Origin of the sequence: Pseudomonas sp. Q12-87, from assembly GCF_001269755.1 — a bacterium.
Classification (GTDB): domain Bacteria; phylum Pseudomonadota; class Gammaproteobacteria; order Pseudomonadales; family Pseudomonadaceae; genus Aquipseudomonas; species Aquipseudomonas fluorescens_S.
Window position 1 is genome coordinate 66,567 of record NZ_LHVI01000016.1, and the last position, 17,946, is coordinate 84,512.

Here is a 17,946-nt window from a genome sequence, read left to right on the forward strand (position 1 = left end):
TGTACCACCAATCTCCTGTGGGAGCGAGCCTGCTCACGATAGCGGTGATTCAGTTGGGATCGAAATGACAGGCATAAAAAAACGCCGCCCCTCGCAAGAAGGGCGGCGTTTTTAGTCGGGCGTTGAAGCGTTAGGCTTGAACGACCGGGATGTTGGCGTTTGCAGCGGCTTCACGGAACTCGGCGATCTGGTCGAAGCTCAGGTAGCGATACACGTCCGCTGCCATGCTGTCGATCTTGCCAGCGTATTCCATGTACTCCTCGACGGTCGGCAGGCGACCCAGGATCGAAGCCACGGACGCCAGCTCGGCCGAAGCCAGGTAGACGTTCGCGCCGTCGCCCAGACGGTTCGGGAAGTTACGGGTCGATGTCGACACCACGGTGGAATTCGGCTCGACGCGTGCCTGGTTACCCATGCACAGCGAGCAGCCTGGCATTTCCATCCGTGCACCGGCCTTGCCGTAGATGCCGTAGTAGCCTTCTTCGGTGAGCTGGTGAGCGTCCATCTTGGTCGGCGGCGACAGCCACAGACGGGTTGGCAGCTGACCCTTGACCTGCTCCAGCAGTTTACCGGCAGCGCGGAAGTGACCGATGTTGGTCATGCACGAACCGATGAACACTTCGTCGATCTTCTCGCCAGCAACGCTGGACAGCAGACGGGCGTCGTCCGGATCGTTCGGCGCGCAGAGCACAGGCTCGCTGATGTCGGCCAGATCGATTTCGATGACTTCGGCGTATTCGGCGTCGGCATCGGCTTCCATCAGCTCAGGGTTGGCGATCCAGGCTTCCATCGCTTGGGCGCGACGTTCCAGGGTACGTGCGTCACCGTAGCCTTCGCCGATCATCCAGCGCAGCAGGGTGATGTTGGATTGCAGGTACTCGGTGATCGACTCTTTCGACAGCTTGATGGTGCAACCGGCAGCCGAACGTTCGGCCGAGGCGTCGGACAATTCGAAAGCCTGTTCCAGGGTCAAGCCTTCCAGGCCTTCGATTTCCAGGATGCGGCCGGAGAAGGCGTTTTTCTTGCCTTTCTTCTCGACGGTCAGAAGACCATTCTGGATGGCGAAGTAGGGAATGGCATGAACCAGGTCACGCAGGGTGATGCCAGGTTTCATCTTGCCTTTGAAGCGCACCAGGATCGATTCCGGCATGTCCAGCGGCATGACGCCGGTGGCAGCGGCGAACGCGACCAGGCCGGAACCGGCCGGGAACGAGATGCCCATCGGGAAACGGGTGTGCGAGTCACCACCGGTGCCGACGGTGTCTGGCAGCAGCATGCGGTTCAGCCACGAGTGGATGATGCCGTCGCCCGGACGCAGGGAAACACCGCCGCGGGTCATGATGAAGTCAGGCAGGGTGTGGTGGGTGGTCACGTCGATCGGCTTTGGATAAGCCGCGGTGTGGCAGAACGACTGCATTACCAGGTCGGCCGAGAAGCCCAGGCACGCCAGGTCTTTCAGTTCGTCACGGGTCATTGGACCGGTGGTGTCCTGGGAACCCACGGTGGTCATCTTCGGTTCGCAGTAGGTGCCAGGGCGTACGCCTTGGCCTTCTGCCAGACCGCAAGCCTTGCCGACCATTTTCTGCGCCAAGGTGAAACCCTTGGTGCTTTCGGCGGGTGCTTCAGGCTTCTTGAACAGGTCGAACGCTGGCAGACCCAATTCGGCACGCGCCTTCTCGGTCAGGCCACGGCCGATGATCAGCGGGATACGACCGCCAGCACGAACTTCGTCCAACAGGACCGGGGTCTTCATTTCGAAGGTGGTCAGGACTTCGTCGGTACCGTGCTTGCAGACTTTGCCAGCGTGCGGGTACAGGTCGATCACGTCGCCCATGTTCATGTTCGACACGTCGAATTCGATCGGCAGGGCGCCGGCGTCTTCCATGGTGTTGTAGAAGATCGGTGCGATCTTGCTGCCGAAGCAGAAGCCGCCAGCGCGCTTGTTCGGCACGTATGGAATGTCGTCGCCGAAGAACCACAGGACCGAGTTGGTCGCGGATTTACGCGAAGAACCGGTACCGACCACGTCACCGACGTAAGCGATCGGGAAGCCTTGGCCGCGCATTTCTTCGATCTGCTTCATCGGGCCGGTCTTGCCTTGTTCATCAGGCACGATGCCGTCACGGGCCATTTTCAGCATGGCCAGGGCGTGCAGCGGGATGTCCGGGCGGGACCAGGCATCGGGAGCAGGGGACAGGTCGTCGGTGTTGGTTTCGCCGGTGACCTTGAACACGCGCAGGCTGATCTTGTCGGCCAGGGTAGGGCGCTTCTTGAACCACTCGCCATCAGCCCAGGATTGCAGCACGGCCTTGGCGTGAACGTTGCCGTTCTTGGCTTTTTCAGCCACGTCGTGGAAAGCATCGAACATCAGCAGGGTGTGCTTGAGTTCTTCGGCAGCCACTGGCGCCAGCTCGGCGTCGTCCAGCAGGTTCACCAGGGTCACGATGTTGTAGCCGCCCTGCATGGTGCCGAGCAGTTCAACAGCGCGTTTCTTGTCGATCAGAGGGGATTTGGCTTCGCCTTTGGCGACGGCGGACAGGAAACCGGCCTTTACATAGGCGGCTTCGTCGACTCCTGGCGGAACGCGGTTGGTGATCAGGTCAACGAGGAAAGCTTCTTCGCCAGCCGGAGGATTCTTCAGCAGCTCGATCAGGCCTGCGGTTTGTTCGGCGTTAAGCGGCTGGGGAACGATACCCAGTGCTGCGCGCTCTTCGATATGTTTGCGGTAGGCTTCAAGCACAGTTATTACCCTCATCAGTGGTCCCAAATGGGTGTCCGGGACGCTCATCCAGAAACTCACGGTACCCATGCGCGTCGGGGGCTTTTTGAGCCACCATGCCAGGGTTTCCGGAGTTCCTCACAGAAGCTGCTTTCAAAGTTTTACGCCTGCAGAACGGGAGCTGATGAGGGTTGGCGTTGGGCTTTCCCCGCTGGAAAGACCCTCCGCCAACACCGCTCTGAAGGAACGACTGTGCTCGTGACGCTTTGAAAACAGCTTCTAACGGACATTGGCGCCTTAAAAGGCTGGCTGATTCTACGGCAAAAAAAAATTAAAGGTAAGTTCGGCTCCGAAGTTTGAGGGGTGATCAATCTTAGACAAAGGGCTAACATGCCGGCCTGTCCTGTTTTTGCGTGTGTTTTTCCTTATGCCCAACCAGCTCATCAAGACCCCTTGCGTCGGCCTTTGCTCCACTGTCTACGGTGACTTGGTGTGCCGTGGCTGCAAGCGGTTCCACCATGAAGTGATTCACTGGAACGGCTACAACGAAGAGGAAAAGCGCGCGGTGTGGATGCGGCTGGAACAATTGCTGGTGCAGGTGATGGTGGCCAAGTTGGAGGTTTTCGACCCCGTTGTGCTACGTCAGCAACTGGAAGCGCGCAAGATCCGCTTTGTACCGCACCAGTCGGAATACTGCTGGGCCTACCAGTTGATCGCCCGGGGCGCGCGGGTGATCAACAACCTGGAAGCCTACGGGATGGTGCTGTTGCCGGAGTTTCGCGACTGGGAACTGCCGGACCTGCGCGATGCCATTGATCGAGAGTTTTTCCTTCTGTCCGAAGCCCATTACCAGCGCTACATCGCGCCGGGGTTCCTGAAGGATGCGATCGGCGGCTGATGGCCGGCCATGTGTGCAAAGGAGCTTTTGTGCTGGGGAGCTTTTGTGGCGAGGGAGCTTGCTCCCGCTGGGTTGCGAAGCGACCCCGCCTTCAATTGGTGAATTGCCAGGCGCCTGCTGCGCAGTCGAGCGGGAGCAAGCTCCCTCGCCACAAGAAGCGAATACTGTTTATTCCTTGACCGCCAACTCCACCAGATGGTCCTCGACTTCCTGCGGCTTGAGTACCAGCACGTCGCTTTCCAGCGTATCGAGCACCGCTTCAGCGGTATTGCCGATCAGCACCCCCGACAATCCCGAGCGCGCCACAGTGCCGATCACGGTGACCGCCGCCTGGAGCTTGCGCGCCATGTATGGAATCAGGACGTCCGCCGGGCCTTCCTCGATGTGCAGGTGCTCGTCGTCAATGTCGAATTCCGCCTGGAACGCCCGGCATTGTTCACGATAGCGGGCCTCGATGGTTTCCTTGAGCTGGAACGTCGGGTCGGCGGACGAAAGCATCGGCGAGGGATGGGCGCTGATCACGTGCAGGTGCGCCTTGGCGAGGAGGGCGATGTCGTAGCCATGATCGATGATCGTAGTGTGCAGGTGGCGATGCTCGCCGTCGGCATTGCCGACATCGACAGCGGCCAGAATCACCCGGTCCTTCCAAGAACCGGTGGTTTTCACCAGCAGTACCGGCGTCGGGCAATGGCGTAGCAGTTTCCAGTCCGCCGGGGTCAACAGGGCTTTTTTCAGCGGGCTGTCGGGGAAGTGCTGCTTGATCACCAGGCCGCAGCCTTCGGCCTGCTGTACGTCGATGATGGTTTCGTAGAGGCTTTCGTTCCAGGCCTGCTCGGTGGTTACGCTGTAGCCGTCCGCCAGCAGCGCGGCCTTCAATACACTGAGCAGACCCGCATGGTCATGCTTTTTGTCGCACACCAGCAGGTGCAGGTGGGCCTGGGTCACTCCGGCGATCAGTTTGGCGCGCTTGAGCGCCAGGCTTTCCGAATGTTCGGGGTTGATGACCACCAGTATGCTGCGGATGGATTGCATGATCGGCGTCTCCAGCAAAGAAAAGGCGTAGCGTTGCTCAACTATAGTTGCTGTGGGTGAGCCGTCGACTTGATGCATATCAACGACCGTGGCTGGTGGTCCGGGGGCAGGCCGGTATAATCGGCGGCCTTCGCTCGACTACCTTTTTTCCGTGAGCCCCATGATCCTTCCCGAAATTCATGAATTCCTTGGCTGCCGTACGCCCGATGGCTGGGTCCAAGCCGCGCTGGCCGATCAGGAAACCCTGCTGATCGATCACAAGAACTGCGAGTTCAAGGCCGCCAGTACGGCCCTGAGCCTGATCGCCAAATACCATTCCCACGTCGACTTGATCAATTTGATGTCGCGCCTGGCCCGGGAAGAGCTGGTGCATCACGAACAGGTCATGCGCCTGATGAAAAAACGCAAGATCGGCTTGCGCCAGCTCTCCGCGGGGCGTTATGCCTCGGGGCTGCGCAAGGTGGTGCGTAGTCACGAGCCGGTCAAACTGGTAGACACGCTGGTAGTCGGCGCTTTCATCGAAGCCCGCAGCTGCGAGCGTTTCGAGGCATTGGTGCCGCATCTGGACGAAGAGTTGGGCAAGTTCTATTTCGGCCTGCTGAAAAGCGAGGCCCGGCATTTCCAGGGGTACCTGAAGCTGGCCTACCAGTACGGCGACGCGAAGGACATCGCCCAGGTAATCGACAGGGTGCGCGAGGCGGAGCGGGAGTTGATCGAATCGCCGGACGTGGAGTTTCGGTTCCACAGTGGTGTGCCAGCGCTCTAAATCTGCGTTGGCTGCACTGACGCCATCGCGAGCAGGCTCGCTCCCACAGGGGATTTGTGAACTTCCCAAGTCCGATGTGGGAGATTCTATGGTGCGGGGCTACCCCTTAAATGCCTTTCGGTAAGTATTCGCTCTGGTTCTTCAGCAGGGCGAATACCACTCGAGCAAGCTTGCGGGCCAGTGCAACTAATGCTTCGGTTGTGCTGAGTCCCCGGGCCCTCAGTGCCTCATAAAAACCCTTCCATGCCGCTGTGCGCCTCGCCGACATCGCGGCGTTATGCATCAATCGACGTGCCTCTGGGTCACCTCGCTTAGACAAGCAGCGGCGTCCCTTCTTTTTCCCTGAATCCGATATACGCAGGTCTAGGCCCAGAAAAGCGATGAAGGCATCGGCATTTCTGAAATCCCCACGCTGAAACGACGTGAGCAAACGGGCACCGCTCAATAGGCCGATACCTTCGACTTTCATGCAACGCTTGAGCTGAGCGCTCAAGCCAGCTGCTTCCAACTGCGTCTGGATTGTTTTCTCGAGCAAGATTTCCAGTCGTTGCATGGCCTTTATCTGGTGCTCAAACGCCGTTTTGAGCAACGGTTCGTTGGACCAACTTTGCTTGAGGCTGACACGCGCCTGAACCAAGGCTGCTCGGCGCCGGAAAAGGCTTATAAGCCGGCAATACAGGGGCGATGGCGGGGTCCATGGGTGCAACTGGTGGCCTTCGTTGTTCAAGTAACGAGCCAACAACCGAGCATCCAGCGCATCGGTTTTAGCGCGAACTTTCACACCTTTGCGGTAATGGCTGAGCTCGTAGCCGCCGATCATGTAGATCACACAACCTTGCGCATAAGCCAGGTCGGCGAATTCCTGGTGATAGATATTGGTGGCTTCGATGGCGACATCCACTGGCGCGGGCAACGCCTTGAGCCACTTCTTGATCGCAGCTTTGGTGTTGGGGATCGCTTCGAGTCGATCTGTTTCTGCGTGATAAATCACCAACTCATCCTTGGCGACATCAACACCCACGATCGGCTTTACGACAGAAACCGGCATTGCCATTGAAAATCCTCCGGGCTAAGGTTTGAACACTTGAAGGGTTCACCCAGAGGCGCAGGCTTGTTCCTATCGTCGGTCTAGGCCAGATGCATTCTTTATCGGCGCTTGGGTGAAAGGAGGAGGGGTGAAATCTCCCACGGTCTGTACTGCGGCTAACAGTCAGAATCGAGCTTTGTCCCTCCTCCTCCCTTCAAGTCCTACCATACAAGCGAGCTTGCTCGCGATGGGGCCTTATGCAGCATTGCATCTCTAAGTGACCAGCCCCAGGCGCTCGTGCCACTGGGCAATCGACTCCTCGGGGTAGACCTCGAACTGCTGGTCGCGCGGATGCGCCTCGACTTCCACCCAGGGTGCCTTGGAGCCGAGCATCAGGTGAGTGTGCTCCGGCGGTACCGGCAGCGGTGTGTCGATGGCCGAGGCAAAAGGGTGGATCAGCTCCGGCCATTCGGGGCTGAACAGCCACAATCCCGAGCCGCAAAGGGAACAGAAGTGCCGTTCGGCGCTGCTGCGGTGGGCACGTTTTTCATCTTCATCCTTGAGCCGCGCATGGTAGATCGAGATGTGCTTGCGCCCGCGCACCTTCAGGCTTTGGGCCTCGCCTCCCAGGTTGATCGCAAAGCCGCCTGCGCCCTGGGTCTTGCGGCAGATCGAGCAGTAGCAACGCTGGTAAGGGTAGGGATGGGCGCAAGCCAGGCTGAATGACACCGCGCCGCAGTGGCAGGATCCTTCGAGCTGCATGAGAACCTCCAATCAAGGTTGGAATGACTCTGGACAGCCTAGACGGTCAATGTTGTTCCGTTGAGTTGAGGGTGTCCCTGCGATCGCTTTCGCGAGCAAGCCCGCTCCCACAGGGGATTTATGTCGTTCGCCAATTTTCTGCCCGCTTGCGGTCAGTGTGGGAGCGGGCTTGCCCGCGAAGGCGTCAGTACAGGCAACATCACTTAGGCACTCGCCACAAGTACCACGCCGCCACCGTCCGATAAGGACTCCAGGCCAGGCCGATCTCGATCATCTGCTTGCGGCTGGGCTGCTGCTCCAACCCCTTGAGCCGCCGATAGCCTTCGCGCACGCCAAAGTCATCCGCCGGCAGGATGTCCGGCCGCTCCAGGCTATAGATCAGCAGCATTTCCACGGTCCAGCGCCCGACACCGCGCAAAGCGGTCAGACGCTCGATCAAGGCTTCATCGTCCATGACCAGCGCTGTGGCGTAATCGGGCACCAAGCCGTCCAGGGCTGCCTGGGCAATGCCGTGAAGGGTCGTGATCTTGCTGGCGGAAAAACCGCAACCGCGCATCTGCGCAATGTCTGTCGCCAGCAGCTGTTCGGGCCGGGGAAACGTCAGTGCCGGGTACAGGGCCAGCAGCCGGCCAAGAATCGCATCGCCGGCCCTGGCATGTAGTTGCTGATAAGCGATGGCCCGCACCAACGCCTCATAAGGTTCCCGGGACGGCTTGGGTTGCAACAGGCAAGGACCGATCGTCTCGACATGGCGTTGCCAATCGTCATCCAGGCTTGCCAGGAACGTGCTCGCTTCGTGGTAGGGCGCAGGCATCGGGTGGTCACTTCGCGGGCCGATCAAAATGCCAGCGGCAGGGAAACCTGCACCGCGGCTTTTTCCAGCCGCAACAGGAAAGCCTTGCGCGGCTGCCCGCCACCATAACCCGTCAATGAGCCATCCGCACCAATCACTCGATGGCAAGGAATGATGATGGCCAGGCGGTTCTGTCCGTTGGCCAGGCCCACGGCGCGGCTGGCGCCAGGGCTGCCAAGCGCGGTGGCGATGCTGCCGTAGCTGCGGGTTTCGCCGTAGGGGATCTTTTGCAGTTCAGCCCAGACCCGGACGGCGAAGGCGCTGCCGGGCATGTGCAGCGGAACGCTGAAGGCTGTGAGTTTGCCGGCGAAATAGTCGGCCAGTTCGCTTTCGATCCGCTGTAGATGGGCGTTATGCCCCGGCGCGACCGTGTAGCCGTAGCGCTGCTGCAGTTCCTCCAGTTCTTTCGTTAATGCCGGGCGGTCGAGAAACTCCAGCAACACCAGGCCGCGTCGTTCGGCCATCGCCAGCATCGGTCCCAAAGGCGTGGTCAGGCGCGTGAACAGCAAGGGTTCGCTGAGGGCGGCGCGCCCTGGCGTGATGTGGAAAGACTTCACGAAGGCATCCCGAAAGCCGCTCAACGACTCATAACCCGAATCGAACGCCGCGTCGTCGATGGTGCTGCCGTCCTTGATACCGCCGAGGGCAATTCCCAGGCGGCGGGTGCGCAGGTACGCATGGAATGTCATGCCGAAGTGCTGCTTGAACCATCGGCGCAGTTTCAGCGGTTCGATGCCTTGCTCCAGCAGCAGGGCGTCGGTCCAACGCAGGTCGGGTTCGGCGTCCACGGCCCTGAGCAGTGCCTGGATCCAGTCCGGGGCGATGGCGGCGGCATCCAGCGGCTTGCAGCGCAAGCAGGCCCGGTAGCCGGCGGACAACGCGTCATCGGCATGGGCGAAGAATTCCACGTTCTCCGGTTTCGGCTTGCGCGCCGTGCAACTGGGGCGACAGAAGATGCCTGTGGTCTTGACCGCAGTGAAGAACACCCCCTCGTAGGCGGTGTCTCGTTCGAGCATGGCGCGGACCATCTCGGCATGGGGTGGGAGCAGCGAGTCTTGTAGGTTCATGGCGTTGAGCATAGAACCGTGCCCGCAATGACTCCACCGGAAAATCGACAGCGAATTACAGGCATTTTGTCGGACGATTCCGAACAAAAATTGAACCTTCGAGTCTTAAAGGTTCAATCGCTGTTTTTGTCTTTCGGAGACATCATGTCCAAATCCAAGAAATCCCTGATTGCCGTTGCCGTTTGCACCCTGATGCTCGGCGCCTCGGCCTTGCTGCCTGCCGATCTGTCCCCCATCGGTGCGAGCTATGCCGCAGGCGGCGGAAATGGTGGTGGTGGCGGTGGCGGTAACGGCGGAGGCAATGGTGGCGGAAACGGAGGCGGCAATAGTGGCGGCCACGGTGGCGGTGTGGGCGGCGGCCAGGGCAATGGCAAATCCGCCGATTCCAGCGGCCTGGGCAAGGGCTTGGCCAGCGACCACGCCGGCACCCGTACCCGCGATCATGGCCTGAGCGGCAAGCACACCGGCACCACCCGCACCGACCGGACCAGCAAGGCCTCGCTGACTTCGAGCATCGCCAAGGACCGGGACACCCGCGGCTTGACCAAGGCTTCGGCCATTTCCACCGCCACGCCAGGTACCCACAACACCAAGGGCCTGACCAACGCGACCAGCTCCTCGATCAAGAACGACCGCTGATCATCATAAAAAACCGCGGCGCCATGGACAGGCGTCGCGGTTTTTTTTCGTCTTCCTGTCACCCATTACCTGAGCGTTCAGTACTTCCAGAACACCGGCGTGAACAATACCAGCACGGTCAGGATCTCCAAGCGGCCCAGGAGCATGCCAATGGTCAGTAGCCATTTCGCCGCATCCGGCAATGTCGAGAAATTGCCGGCCGGCCCGATGATTGTTCCCAATCCTGGCCCAACGTTGCACACGGCGGTGGCCGCGCCGGTCAAGGCGGTTGTCCAGTCCAGGCCGATCAAAGCCAGCCCCAGGGCGATACCGCCGATGGTGATGGTGAAGAAGAACGAAAACGTCAGTAGGGAGCGGACGATTTCTTCATCGATGGGATGATTGTTGTACTTTTTCCGGATCACCGCCCGGGGATGGATCAGTTGTTTCAAACTGCCCATCAGCAGCGCGCCGGCCACCTGGAAGCGAAAGATTTTCAGCCCGCCTGCCGTCGATCCCGAACACCCGCCGACAAACGTCAGGTAAAAAAACAGCAGCAAGGCGAAGCTGCCCCACAGGGTGTAGTCACCCAGCGCAACGCCGGTGGTCGTGACCACTGAAGTCACGTTGACAGCCACGATACGGAACGCATCCCACCATGTGTAATCGCTGTTCAGGCTCAGCCAGGTCCCGACCAGTAGCCAGGTAATGACCAGGAAGCCGATAAAACCCCTGACTTGTTGGTCTTTGAACAGCGCGCGCCGGTTGCCGCGCAAGGTGGCGACATACAAGGTGAATGGCAGCGAACCGGCCATCATGACAACGACCGAAACCCAATGAATCGCTGGCTGGGGCCAGTGTCCCAGGGAGGCGTCCGAGGTGGAAAAGCCTCCGGTGGAAATCAGCGACATTGCATGATTGATCGCTTCGAAGGGCGTCATGCCGGCCAGCCACAAAGCGAGGGTCGCGAGGGCCGTCAGCCCGGTGTAGATCCAAAGAATGTAGTTAGCCGCGACATGGGAACGTGGGGTGACCTTTTCCGACCAGTCCGACGATTCGGTCTGGAACAGCCGCATGCCGCCGACCCGCAGCAGTGGCAAGATCGCCACGGCCATGCCGATGAAGCCGATACCGCCGAGCCAATGCAACATCGAGCGCCACACCAACAGGCCGGGGGAGGCTGTGTCGAGGCCGGTCAGGACAGTCGAACCGGTGGTGGTAATACCCGACATCGTCTCGAAAAAAGCGTCGGTGTAGCTGATGTGCTGGATAAGCACCATCGGCAGGGCGGCGAAGGTGCAGACTACGAGCCAGCTGCCAGTGGTCAGTACATACATGTCCCTCGGGCGTAGTTGCGCATGTTCCGGACGACCACGGGCGATCAGCGCGACGCCGCAAACAAAGGTAATCAGGCTCGACCATAAAAATGCCGACAGGTCATCGTTTCGCTCATACAAGAACAGCGTCAGGATCGGGATCGCCATGCTGGCGGCCAGGGTAATGAGAAAAATGCCCAGAATGAAACCGATGAGCCGTAATACCGCAAAAGACATAGTGCGCGCCTGATTGAATGAGCCCCCGGATAGAATTCGTCGGGCGAGTGCCGTGGAAAGTTTACCTAAAAGACGCTGGGACAGTTCTGTTTCAAGCGGTGGAGGGTGGCGCCGCTCATTGGGCAGTTTTGTTCAATACCCGCGATGGTGAGCCATTCATCCTGATCGCTACCTCAACGGACATTAAAAAGGTATTGCGATGAGTCTGATTCTTTCCATGGCGGCGTTTGCCCTGGTCGCTTCCATCACGCCGGGGCCGGTCAACATCGTGGCCCTCAGCTCCGGGGCTCGGTATGGGTTTCGTGCCACGTTGCACCACGTGGCCGGCGCGACCCTGGGGTTTGTCCTGCTGCTGGTACTCATGGGGCTTGGGTTGCATGAAGTGTTGCAGCGCTGGCCGGGCCTCACGCGGGTGGTGCAGTTGGGGGGCGTGGGGTTCCTGTTGTTCATGGCCTGGAAACTGGCAATGGACAACGGGCATCTCGGCACCAAGGACGAGGATCGAGCGCCCTCGATGTTCTACGGCGCGCTGATGCAATGGCTGAACCCCAAGGCCTGGCTGGCCTGCGTGGCGGGGATGGGTGCATTCGTGGCCGATGGCGAGGCGCGGCTGATGTGGCAGTTTGCGGCGGTTTACCTGGTGATCTGCTACGTTTCGGTGGGTTGCTGGGCCTACGCTGGCAGCTTTTTGCGCACCTGGCTGGGCAATCCGGCGACCATGCGCCTGTTCAACCGGGCGATGGCGGTGCTGTTGGTGGCCAGCGCGGTTTATCTGTTGTTGCCTTGAGCCAGAAGTGCTTGTAACCCGGGCTTTGGGGAAAGGATGCTGTTGTGGCGAGGGAGCTTGCTCCCGCTGGGCGACGAAGTAGCCCCAGATTCTGACGACTGCTACGCAGTCGAGCGGGCGCAAGCTCCCTCGCCACAGGGGGTGTGCAGTGGGGCGGTATCAACCACGATACTGGCCCGGCGTAGCCGCCAGGTGCTGCTTGAAGGCCCGTTGGAAATGCGCCTGGTCGGCAAACCCGCTGTCCAGCGCCACATCGGCGATCAGCTTGCCTTCGCGCAATTGACGGCGGGCGAACTGGATCCGGCGGTTGACCAGGAACGCATGAGGCGTCATGCCGTAATGGCGCTTGAAGGCGCGGCTCAGGTAAGACGGCGAGAGTTGGGCGGCGCTGCAAATGTCTTCGAGCTTCAATGCCTCAGTGCAATGGTCATGAATGAACTGCGCTGCCCGCATCAGGCCCGGATGGCTGCCGCGATCCGGCCGGCCGGCGGGGTTGAGGCGTTGTTGCAGGTCAATGAAGAACGCCTCGGCAGCGGCATGCTTGCCAGCGCTGCCTATCCGCTCATCCAGCAGTTGCGCATACAGCCCCTGCAAGGCGGCAAACAGGTCGGCGTCGCGGCTGTGGGTAGTGGCAAAGCCCTGGAAATCCAAGCTCTCATCAAAACCTGTACGACGCTGCAAGTCCCTCAGCCAGACGGTATCCACGTACAGCATCACGTACGACCACGGCTGATCGTCGATCGGATTGCACGCGTGGACATCGCCAGGGTTCATCAGCACCACCGTACCGCTCTCTACCTGAAAGTTCGATTGCTCGTGAAGGTAGGTGCTGCGTCCAGCGGTGATCGCCCCAATGGAAAAATGGTCGTGGGAGTGTCGCGAATAACAGACCTTGCGGCCATCGGCGATGGCCCGGGCCTCGATGAAGGGCAGGGCCGCGTCGCGCCAGAAGCGTGGGGCGTCGTCGTGGTTGGCAGGCTTCATCAGTCCGTGTCCTGTGGGGTTGGATGTGCCTGAGTGTACTGCAACGCGGCTATGACATTCGCTTCGGCGTCGGCCAGATTGAATACGACTTGCTGCGGCATCCGTCGATCGACAGCCTGTTGCTCGAAGCGGATGCGGCCATGTATGCGCAGAAGCAGGCGCTTCGCAGATAACTCAAGCCAACCGCCGATCCAATGTGGGAGCGAGCCTGCTCGCGATGACGGCGGCACATCCGGCATCACTGCAAACGGACCCACCGCATTCGCGAGCAGGCTCGCTCCCACAGGGGATTTGTGGTGGGCATAAAAAAGCCGCTTGGCCTTTTCAGGGCAAGCGGCGTTTTTGCTGCAGCGTGAAGATTACTCTTCGAGGCTACCCATGGCGGTGGTGTTGAAGCCGCCGTCCACGTACATGATTTCACCGCTGATGCCGGAGGCCAGGTCCGAGCACAGGAAGGCGCCGGCGTTGCCGACTTCTTCGATGGTGACGTTGCGACGCAGCGGGGTTTGCGCTTCGTTGGCGGCCAGCATTTTGCGGAAGTTCTTGATGCCGGAAGCCGCGAGGGTGCGGATCGGGCCGGCCGATACGCAGTTGACGCGGGTGCCGTCCGGGCCCAGGGAGCCGGCCAGGTAACGCACGCCAGCTTCCAGGGAAGCCTTGGCCATGCCCATCACGTTGTAGTTCGGCATGGTGCGCTCGGCGCCCAGGTACGATAGGGTCAGCAGGCTGCCGTTGCGGCCTTTCATCATTTCGCGACCGGCCTTGGCCAGGGCCACGAAGCTGTAGGCGCTGATGTCGTGGGCAATGCGGAAGCCTTCACGGGTGGTGGCTTCGGTGAAGTCGCCGTCCAGTTGGTCGCCCGGGGCGAAGCCCACGGAGTGCACGATGCAGTCCAGGCCGTCCCACTTCTTGCTCAGGGCTTCGAAGACCTTGGCGATTTCTTCATCGCTGGCCACGTCGCACGGGAAGCACAGCTCAGGGTTCGAACCCCAGCCTTGTGCGAACTCTTCGACACGACCCTTGAGTTTGTCGTTCTGATAAGTGAAGGCAAGCTCAGCGCCCTCGCGATGCATGGCGGCAGCGATGCCGGATGCGATGGACAGCTTGCTGGCGACACCGACGATCAGTACGCGCTTACCGGCGAGAAAACCCATGTGTTGCTCCTCTTTCAGGTTATTCGGCAGCTGTTGGGGCCAGGAAGGCGGCCTCCAGCAACTGCTGTGTATAGGGGTGTTGCGGCGCGGCGAATATGCTGCGGGCATCACCTTGTTCGACCACTTGGCCATGCTTGACCACCATCAACTGGTGGCTCAGCGCTTTGACGACAGCCAGGTCATGGCTGATAAACAGGTACGTCAGGTTGTACTTGGTTTGCAGCGACCGCAACAGCTCCACCACTTGGCGTTGCACGGTACGGTCCAGGGCCGACGTTGGTTCGTCCAGCAGAATCAACGCCGGCTTGAGCACCAGGGCCCGGGCAATGGCGATACGCTGCCGCTGCCCTCCGGAAAATTCATGGGGGTAGCGGTTCCGGGTTTCCGGATCCAGGCCTACCTCCTTCAATGCCGCGATTATCGCTTGTTCCTGTTCGGCGTCGGTGCCGATCTTGTGGATCCGCAAGCCTTCGCCGACGATCTGGCCGACGCACATCCGCGGACTCAGGCTGCCGAACGGGTCCTGAAACACCACTTGCATCTCCCGGCGCAGCGGCCTGACTTGTTGCTGTGTCAGGCTGTCCAACTGCTTGCCTTCGAAGCGGATCCCGCCCTGGCTGCCGATCAATCGCAGGATCGCCAACCCCAGGGTGGACTTGCCGGAACCGCTTTCGCCAACGATGCCCAGGGTCTGGCCCTGGGGCAGGCTGAAGCGGATGCCGTCCACGGCCTTGATGTAATCTACCGTGCGCTTGAACAGGCCTTTCTTGATCGGGAACCAGACTTTCAGGTCCTCGACCTGCAACAGTGGCGGGCCGACAACGTTCGTCGCCGGCTTACCGCTGGGCTCGGCGCCAAGCAGTTCCCGAGTGTACGGATGCTGGGGGGCGCGGAACAACTCTTCGCACGATGCCTGTTCGACGATGCAACCACGCTGCATGACACATACGCGATGCGCAATTCTTCGCACCAGGTTCAAATCGTGGCTGATCAGCAGCAGCGACATGCCCAATCGCGCCTGCAATTGCTTGAGTAATTCGAGGATCTTCAGCTGGACGGTGACGTCCAGCGCCGTGGTCGGTTCGTCGGCGATCAGCAGTTCCGGCTCGTTGGCAAGGGCCATGGCGATCATCACCCGCTGGCGCTGGCCACCGGACAGTTCGTGGGGCAGGGCCTTGAGGCGCTTGTGGGGCTCGGGGATGCCAACCAGCTCCAGCAACTCAAGGGTCCGGCGCGTCGCGACCTTGCCGGTGAGGCCCTTGTGGATGCCGAGCACTTCATTGATCTGTTTTTCAATGGAGTGAAGCGGATTCAGAGAGGTCATCGGCTCCTGGAAAATCATCGCGATCCGATTGCCGCGGATATGGCGGATGGTTTTTTCCTTCAGCCCCAGCAAATCCTGCCCGGCGTACTGGATGGTCCCGGTGGGGTGATGAGCCAGGGGGTAGGGCAGCAACCGCAGGATCGAGTGGGCGGTGACCGATTTGCCCGAACCACTTTCACCTACAAGGGCCAGGGTTTCGCCGCGCTTGATGTCGAAACTGACGCCTTCGATCACCCGCTGGCGCCGTTCGCCGACAATGAACTCCACCGCCAGGTCGCGTACTTCGATCAGATTGTCCTGGTTCATTTCACTTCCTCGGATCGAAGGCATCGCGAGCGGACTCGCCGATGAACACCAGCAGGCTCAGCATCAGGGCCAGCACGGCGAACGCACTCATGCCCAGCCAGGGCGCTTGGAGGTTGGATTTGCCTTGGGCCACCAGCTCGCCCAGGGATGGCGAGCCGGCAGGCAAGCCGAAGCCAAGGAAATCCAGGGCGGTGAGGGTGCCGATGGCGCCAGTGAGGATGAACGGCATGAAGGTCATGGTCGAAACCATGGCATTCGGCAGGATGTGGCGGAACATGATCGCGCCATTCTGCATGCCCAGTGCTCGCGCGGCGCGCACATATTCCAGGTTGCGTCCGCGCAGGAACTCGGCGCGGACCACGTCCACCAGGCTCATCCACGAGAACAGCAACATGATGCCCAGCAGCCACCAGAAGTTGGGTTGTACGAAGCTGGCCAGGATGATCAGCAGGTACAGCACCGGCAGCCCGGACCAGATTTCCAGGAAACGCTGCCCGGCCAAGTCTACCCAACCACCATAGAACCCCTGCAAGGCGCCGGCGATCACCCCGACGATCGAGCTGAGCACTGTCAGCGTCAGGGCGAACAGCACCGAGATGCGGAAACCATAAATCACCCGCGCCAGGACATCACGGCCCTGGTCGTCAGTGCCCAGCCAATTCATGGCGGAGGGCGGTGCCGGGGCCGGGACTTTCAGGTCGTAGTTGATGCTCTGGTAGCTGAAGGGGATTGGCGCCCACAGCACCCAGGCGTCCTTGGCGGCCAGCAGTTCGCGGATGTACGGGCTCTTGTAGTTGGCTTCCAGCGGGAATTCGCCGCCGAACGTGGTTTCCGGGTAGCGCTTGAGGGCCGGGAAATACCAGCCATCGTCGTAATGCACCACCAGTGGCTTGTCGTTGGCGATCAACTCGGCGCCCAGGCTCAGCCCGAACAGGATCAGAAACAGCCACAGCGACCACCAGCCGCGCTTGTTGGCCTTGAACAGTTCGAAGCGCCGGCGATTGAGAGGAGACAGGTTCATCTCAATGCTCCCGGCTTTCAAAGTCGATGCGTGGATCGACGAAGGTGTAGGTCAGGTCGCCGATCAGTTTCACCACCAACCCCAACAGGGTGAAGATGAACAGGGTGCCAAACACCACCGGGTAGTCGCGGTTGATGGCTGCTTCGAAACTCATCAGCCCGAGGCCGTCAAGGGAAAAGATCACTTCCACCAACAGAGAACCGGTGAAAAAGATCCCGATGAACGCCGAAGGGAAGCCGGCGATCACCAGCAACATCGCGTTGCGAAATACGTGGCCGTAGAGCACCCGATGGCGGGTCAGGCCCTTGGCCTTGGCTGTGACCACGTATTGCTTGTTGATTTCGTCGAGGAAGCTGTTCTTGGTCAGCAGGGTCATGGTGGCGAAGTTGCCGATCACCAAGGCCGTCACGGGCAAGGCCAGGTGCCAGAAGTAATCGAGAATCTTGCCCCCCAGGGTCAGTTCTTCGAAGTTGTTCGAGGTCAGCCCACGCAGCGGGAACCAGTCGAAATAGCTGCCGCCGGCAAAAACCACGATCAGCAGGATCGCGAACAGGAACGACGGGATGGCGTAGCCGACAATGATCGCCGAGCTGGTCCACACGTCGAAATGGCTGCCGTGCCGCGTGGCCTTGGCGATGCCCAGCGGGATCGACACCAGGTACATGATCAACGTGCTCCACAGCCCGAGGGAGATGGACACCGGCATCTTTTCCTTGATCAGGTCGATGACCTTGGCGTCGCGGAAAAAACTGTCGCCGAAGTCCAGGCGGGCGTAGTTCTTGATCATGATCCACAGGCGTTCGGGCGCCGACTTGTCGAAGCCGTACATGCGCTCGATTTCCTTGACCAGCGCCGGGTCCAGGCCTTGGGCACCGCGATAGGAGGAACCGGCCACCGACACCTCGGCACCACCACCGGCAATGCGGCTGGTGGCGCCTTCGAAACCTTCGAGCTTGGCGATCATCTGTTCCACAGGCCCGCCGGGCGCGGCCTGGATGATGACGAAGTTGATCAACAGGATGCCGAACAGGGTCGGGATGATCAGTAGCAGCCGCCTAAAGATATAAGCCAGCAT

General features: G+C 60.4%; 16 protein-coding genes and 1 pseudogene. 5 read left to right on the forward strand and 12 right to left on the reverse strand.

Annotation, left to right across the window (positions count from 1 at the left end):
- Window positions 1–130: 130 nt before the first annotated feature.
- The gene (acnB, locus tag AD663_RS10625; protein WP_003180595.1) at window positions 131–2,740 is read right to left on the reverse strand and encodes a bifunctional aconitate hydratase 2/2-methylisocitrate dehydratase; all 2,610 of its coding nucleotides are present in this window, start codon (window positions 2,738–2,740) and stop codon (window positions 131–133) included.
- Window positions 2,741–3,146: 406 nt separating this feature from the next.
- Here acnB and AD663_RS10630 point away from each other — a divergent pair, with 406 nt between their 5' ends.
- Entirely contained in the window at window positions 3,147–3,617 is a 471-nt protein-coding gene (locus AD663_RS10630) for a DUF1289 domain-containing protein (protein WP_003180597.1), read from the forward strand.
- A 168-nt stretch (window positions 3,618–3,785) separates the two neighbouring features.
- On the opposite strand, the gene AD663_RS10635 is transcribed toward AD663_RS10630, so the two are convergent.
- The gene (locus AD663_RS10635; protein ID WP_003180600.1) at window positions 3,786–4,649 is read right to left on the reverse strand and encodes a universal stress protein; all 864 of its coding nucleotides are present in this window, start codon (window positions 4,647–4,649) and stop codon (window positions 3,786–3,788) included.
- Window positions 4,650–4,809: 160 nt separating this feature from the next.
- On the opposite strand from AD663_RS10635, the gene AD663_RS10640 reads away from it, so the two are divergent.
- Complete coding sequence (locus AD663_RS10640) at window positions 4,810–5,415, forward strand: tRNA-(ms[2]io[6]A)-hydroxylase (protein ID WP_003180602.1); 606 nt, start codon at window positions 4,810–4,812, stop codon at window positions 5,413–5,415.
- A gap of 106 nt (window positions 5,416–5,521) precedes the next feature.
- Here the strand turns inward: AD663_RS10640 and AD663_RS10645 are convergent, their stop codons facing one another.
- The 4 genes from AD663_RS10645 to AD663_RS29505 form a co-directional block, all read right to left on the reverse strand.
- Window positions 5,522–6,469: an IS110 family transposase gene (locus tag AD663_RS10645; RefSeq protein WP_003178485.1), complete on the reverse strand. Its 948-nt coding sequence runs from the start codon at window positions 6,467–6,469 to the stop codon at window positions 5,522–5,524.
- Between the two features lie 246 nt (window positions 6,470–6,715).
- Window positions 6,716–7,204 carry a GFA family protein gene (locus AD663_RS10650; RefSeq protein WP_053213680.1) on the reverse strand — a complete coding sequence of 163 codons (489 nt, stop codon included), beginning with the start codon at window positions 7,202–7,204 and terminating at the stop codon, window positions 6,716–6,718.
- A 199-nt stretch (window positions 7,205–7,403) separates the two neighbouring features.
- Complete coding sequence (locus AD663_RS10655; protein WP_053213681.1) at window positions 7,404–8,018, reverse strand: DNA-3-methyladenine glycosylase; 615 nt, start codon at window positions 8,016–8,018, stop codon at window positions 7,404–7,406.
- Window positions 8,019–8,041: 23 nt separating this feature from the next.
- Complete coding sequence (locus tag AD663_RS29505) at window positions 8,042–9,124, reverse strand: bifunctional transcriptional activator/DNA repair enzyme AdaA (protein WP_053213735.1); 1,083 nt, start codon at window positions 9,122–9,124, stop codon at window positions 8,042–8,044.
- 144 nt (window positions 9,125–9,268) lie between these two features.
- On the opposite strand from AD663_RS29505, the gene AD663_RS10665 reads away from it, so the two are divergent.
- On the forward strand, window positions 9,269–9,763 hold the full coding sequence (locus AD663_RS10665) for a hypothetical protein (RefSeq protein ID WP_003180609.1): 495 nt from the start codon (window positions 9,269–9,271) through the stop codon (window positions 9,761–9,763).
- A 77-nt stretch (window positions 9,764–9,840) separates the two neighbouring features.
- On the opposite strand, the gene AD663_RS10670 is transcribed toward AD663_RS10665, so the two are convergent.
- A complete protein-coding gene (locus tag AD663_RS10670) occupies window positions 9,841–11,295 on the reverse strand; it encodes a TrkH family potassium uptake protein (RefSeq protein ID WP_003180612.1) in 1,455 nt (484 codons plus the stop codon).
- A 199-nt stretch (window positions 11,296–11,494) separates the two neighbouring features.
- Between AD663_RS10670 and AD663_RS10675 the strand changes: the two genes are divergently transcribed.
- Window positions 11,495–12,082, forward strand: a complete 588-nt coding sequence (locus AD663_RS10675) for a LysE family translocator (protein ID WP_053213682.1) — start codon at window positions 11,495–11,497, stop codon at window positions 12,080–12,082.
- 159 nt (window positions 12,083–12,241) lie between these two features.
- Here the strand turns inward: AD663_RS10675 and AD663_RS10680 are convergent, their stop codons facing one another.
- Window positions 12,242–13,066, reverse strand: coding sequence for an AraC family transcriptional regulator (locus AD663_RS10680; protein WP_053213683.1), 825 nt, complete (start codon window positions 13,064–13,066; stop codon window positions 12,242–12,244).
- 32 nt (window positions 13,067–13,098) lie between these two features.
- Here AD663_RS10680 and AD663_RS28905 point away from each other — a divergent pair.
- Window positions 13,099–13,239: pseudogene (locus AD663_RS28905) on the forward strand (GGDEF domain-containing protein); the annotation flags it as partial.
- Between the two features lie 186 nt (window positions 13,240–13,425).
- Here the strand turns inward: AD663_RS28905 and fabI are convergent.
- Genes fabI through AD663_RS10700 form a run of 4 tightly spaced genes read right to left on the reverse strand, consistent with a single transcriptional unit; the run spans window position 13,426 to window position 17,946 of the window.
- Window positions 13,426–14,220 (reverse strand): enoyl-ACP reductase FabI, encoded by a 795-nt coding sequence (gene fabI, locus AD663_RS10685; protein ID WP_003180618.1) that lies wholly within the window; start codon window positions 14,218–14,220, stop codon window positions 13,426–13,428.
- A gap of 19 nt (window positions 14,221–14,239) precedes the next feature.
- Complete coding sequence (locus AD663_RS10690; protein ID WP_053213684.1) at window positions 14,240–15,850, reverse strand: ABC transporter ATP-binding protein; 1,611 nt, start codon at window positions 15,848–15,850, stop codon at window positions 14,240–14,242.
- A 1-nt stretch (window position 15,851) separates the two neighbouring features.
- Entirely contained in the window at window positions 15,852–16,871 is a 1,020-nt protein-coding gene (locus AD663_RS10695; protein WP_003180622.1) for an ABC transporter permease, read from the reverse strand.
- Between the two features lies 1 nt (window position 16,872).
- Window positions 16,873–17,946 carry a microcin C ABC transporter permease YejB gene (locus tag AD663_RS10700; RefSeq protein ID WP_003180624.1) on the reverse strand — a complete coding sequence of 358 codons (1,074 nt, stop codon included), beginning with the start codon at window positions 17,944–17,946 and terminating at the stop codon, window positions 16,873–16,875.

What these genes read in the sequence shown, in the direction of transcription:
- AD663_RS10630 (WP_003180597.1), top strand. Translation starts at nt 3,147, where the DNA reads ATGCCCAACCAGCTCATCAAGACCCCTTGCGTCGGCCTTTGCTCCACT.
- AD663_RS10635 (WP_003180600.1), bottom strand. Translation starts at nt 4,649, where the DNA reads ATGCAATCCATCCGCAGCATACTGGTGGTCATCAACCCCGAACATTCG.
- AD663_RS10640 (WP_003180602.1), top strand. Translation starts at nt 4,810, where the DNA reads ATGATCCTTCCCGAAATTCATGAATTCCTTGGCTGCCGTACGCCCGAT.
- AD663_RS10645 (WP_003178485.1), bottom strand. Translation starts at nt 6,469, where the DNA reads ATGGCAATGCCGGTTTCTGTCGTAAAGCCGATCGTGGGTGTTGATGTC.
- AD663_RS10650 (WP_053213680.1), bottom strand. Translation starts at nt 7,204, where the DNA reads ATGCAGCTCGAAGGATCCTGCCACTGCGGCGCGGTGTCATTCAGCCTG.
- AD663_RS10655 (WP_053213681.1), bottom strand. Translation starts at nt 8,018, where the DNA reads ATGCCTGCGCCCTACCACGAAGCGAGCACGTTCCTGGCAAGCCTGGAT.
- AD663_RS29505 (WP_053213735.1), bottom strand. Translation starts at nt 9,124, where the DNA reads ATGAACCTACAAGACTCGCTGCTCCCACCCCATGCCGAGATGGTCCGC.
- AD663_RS10665 (WP_003180609.1), top strand. Translation starts at nt 9,269, where the DNA reads ATGTCCAAATCCAAGAAATCCCTGATTGCCGTTGCCGTTTGCACCCTG.
- AD663_RS10670 (WP_003180612.1), bottom strand. Translation starts at nt 11,295, where the DNA reads ATGTCTTTTGCGGTATTACGGCTCATCGGTTTCATTCTGGGCATTTTT.
- AD663_RS10675 (WP_053213682.1), top strand. Translation starts at nt 11,495, where the DNA reads ATGAGTCTGATTCTTTCCATGGCGGCGTTTGCCCTGGTCGCTTCCATC.
- AD663_RS10680 (WP_053213683.1), bottom strand. Translation starts at nt 13,066, where the DNA reads ATGAAGCCTGCCAACCACGACGACGCCCCACGCTTCTGGCGCGACGCG.
- fabI (WP_003180618.1), bottom strand. Translation starts at nt 14,220, where the DNA reads ATGGGTTTTCTCGCCGGTAAGCGCGTACTGATCGTCGGTGTCGCCAGC.
- AD663_RS10690 (WP_053213684.1), bottom strand. Translation starts at nt 15,850, where the DNA reads ATGAACCAGGACAATCTGATCGAAGTACGCGACCTGGCGGTGGAGTTC.
- AD663_RS10695 (WP_003180622.1), bottom strand. Translation starts at nt 16,871, where the DNA reads ATGAACCTGTCTCCTCTCAATCGCCGGCGCTTCGAACTGTTCAAGGCC.
- AD663_RS10700 (WP_003180624.1), bottom strand. Translation starts at nt 17,946, where the DNA reads ATGCTGGCTTATATCTTTAGGCGGCTGCTACTGATCATCCCGACCCTG.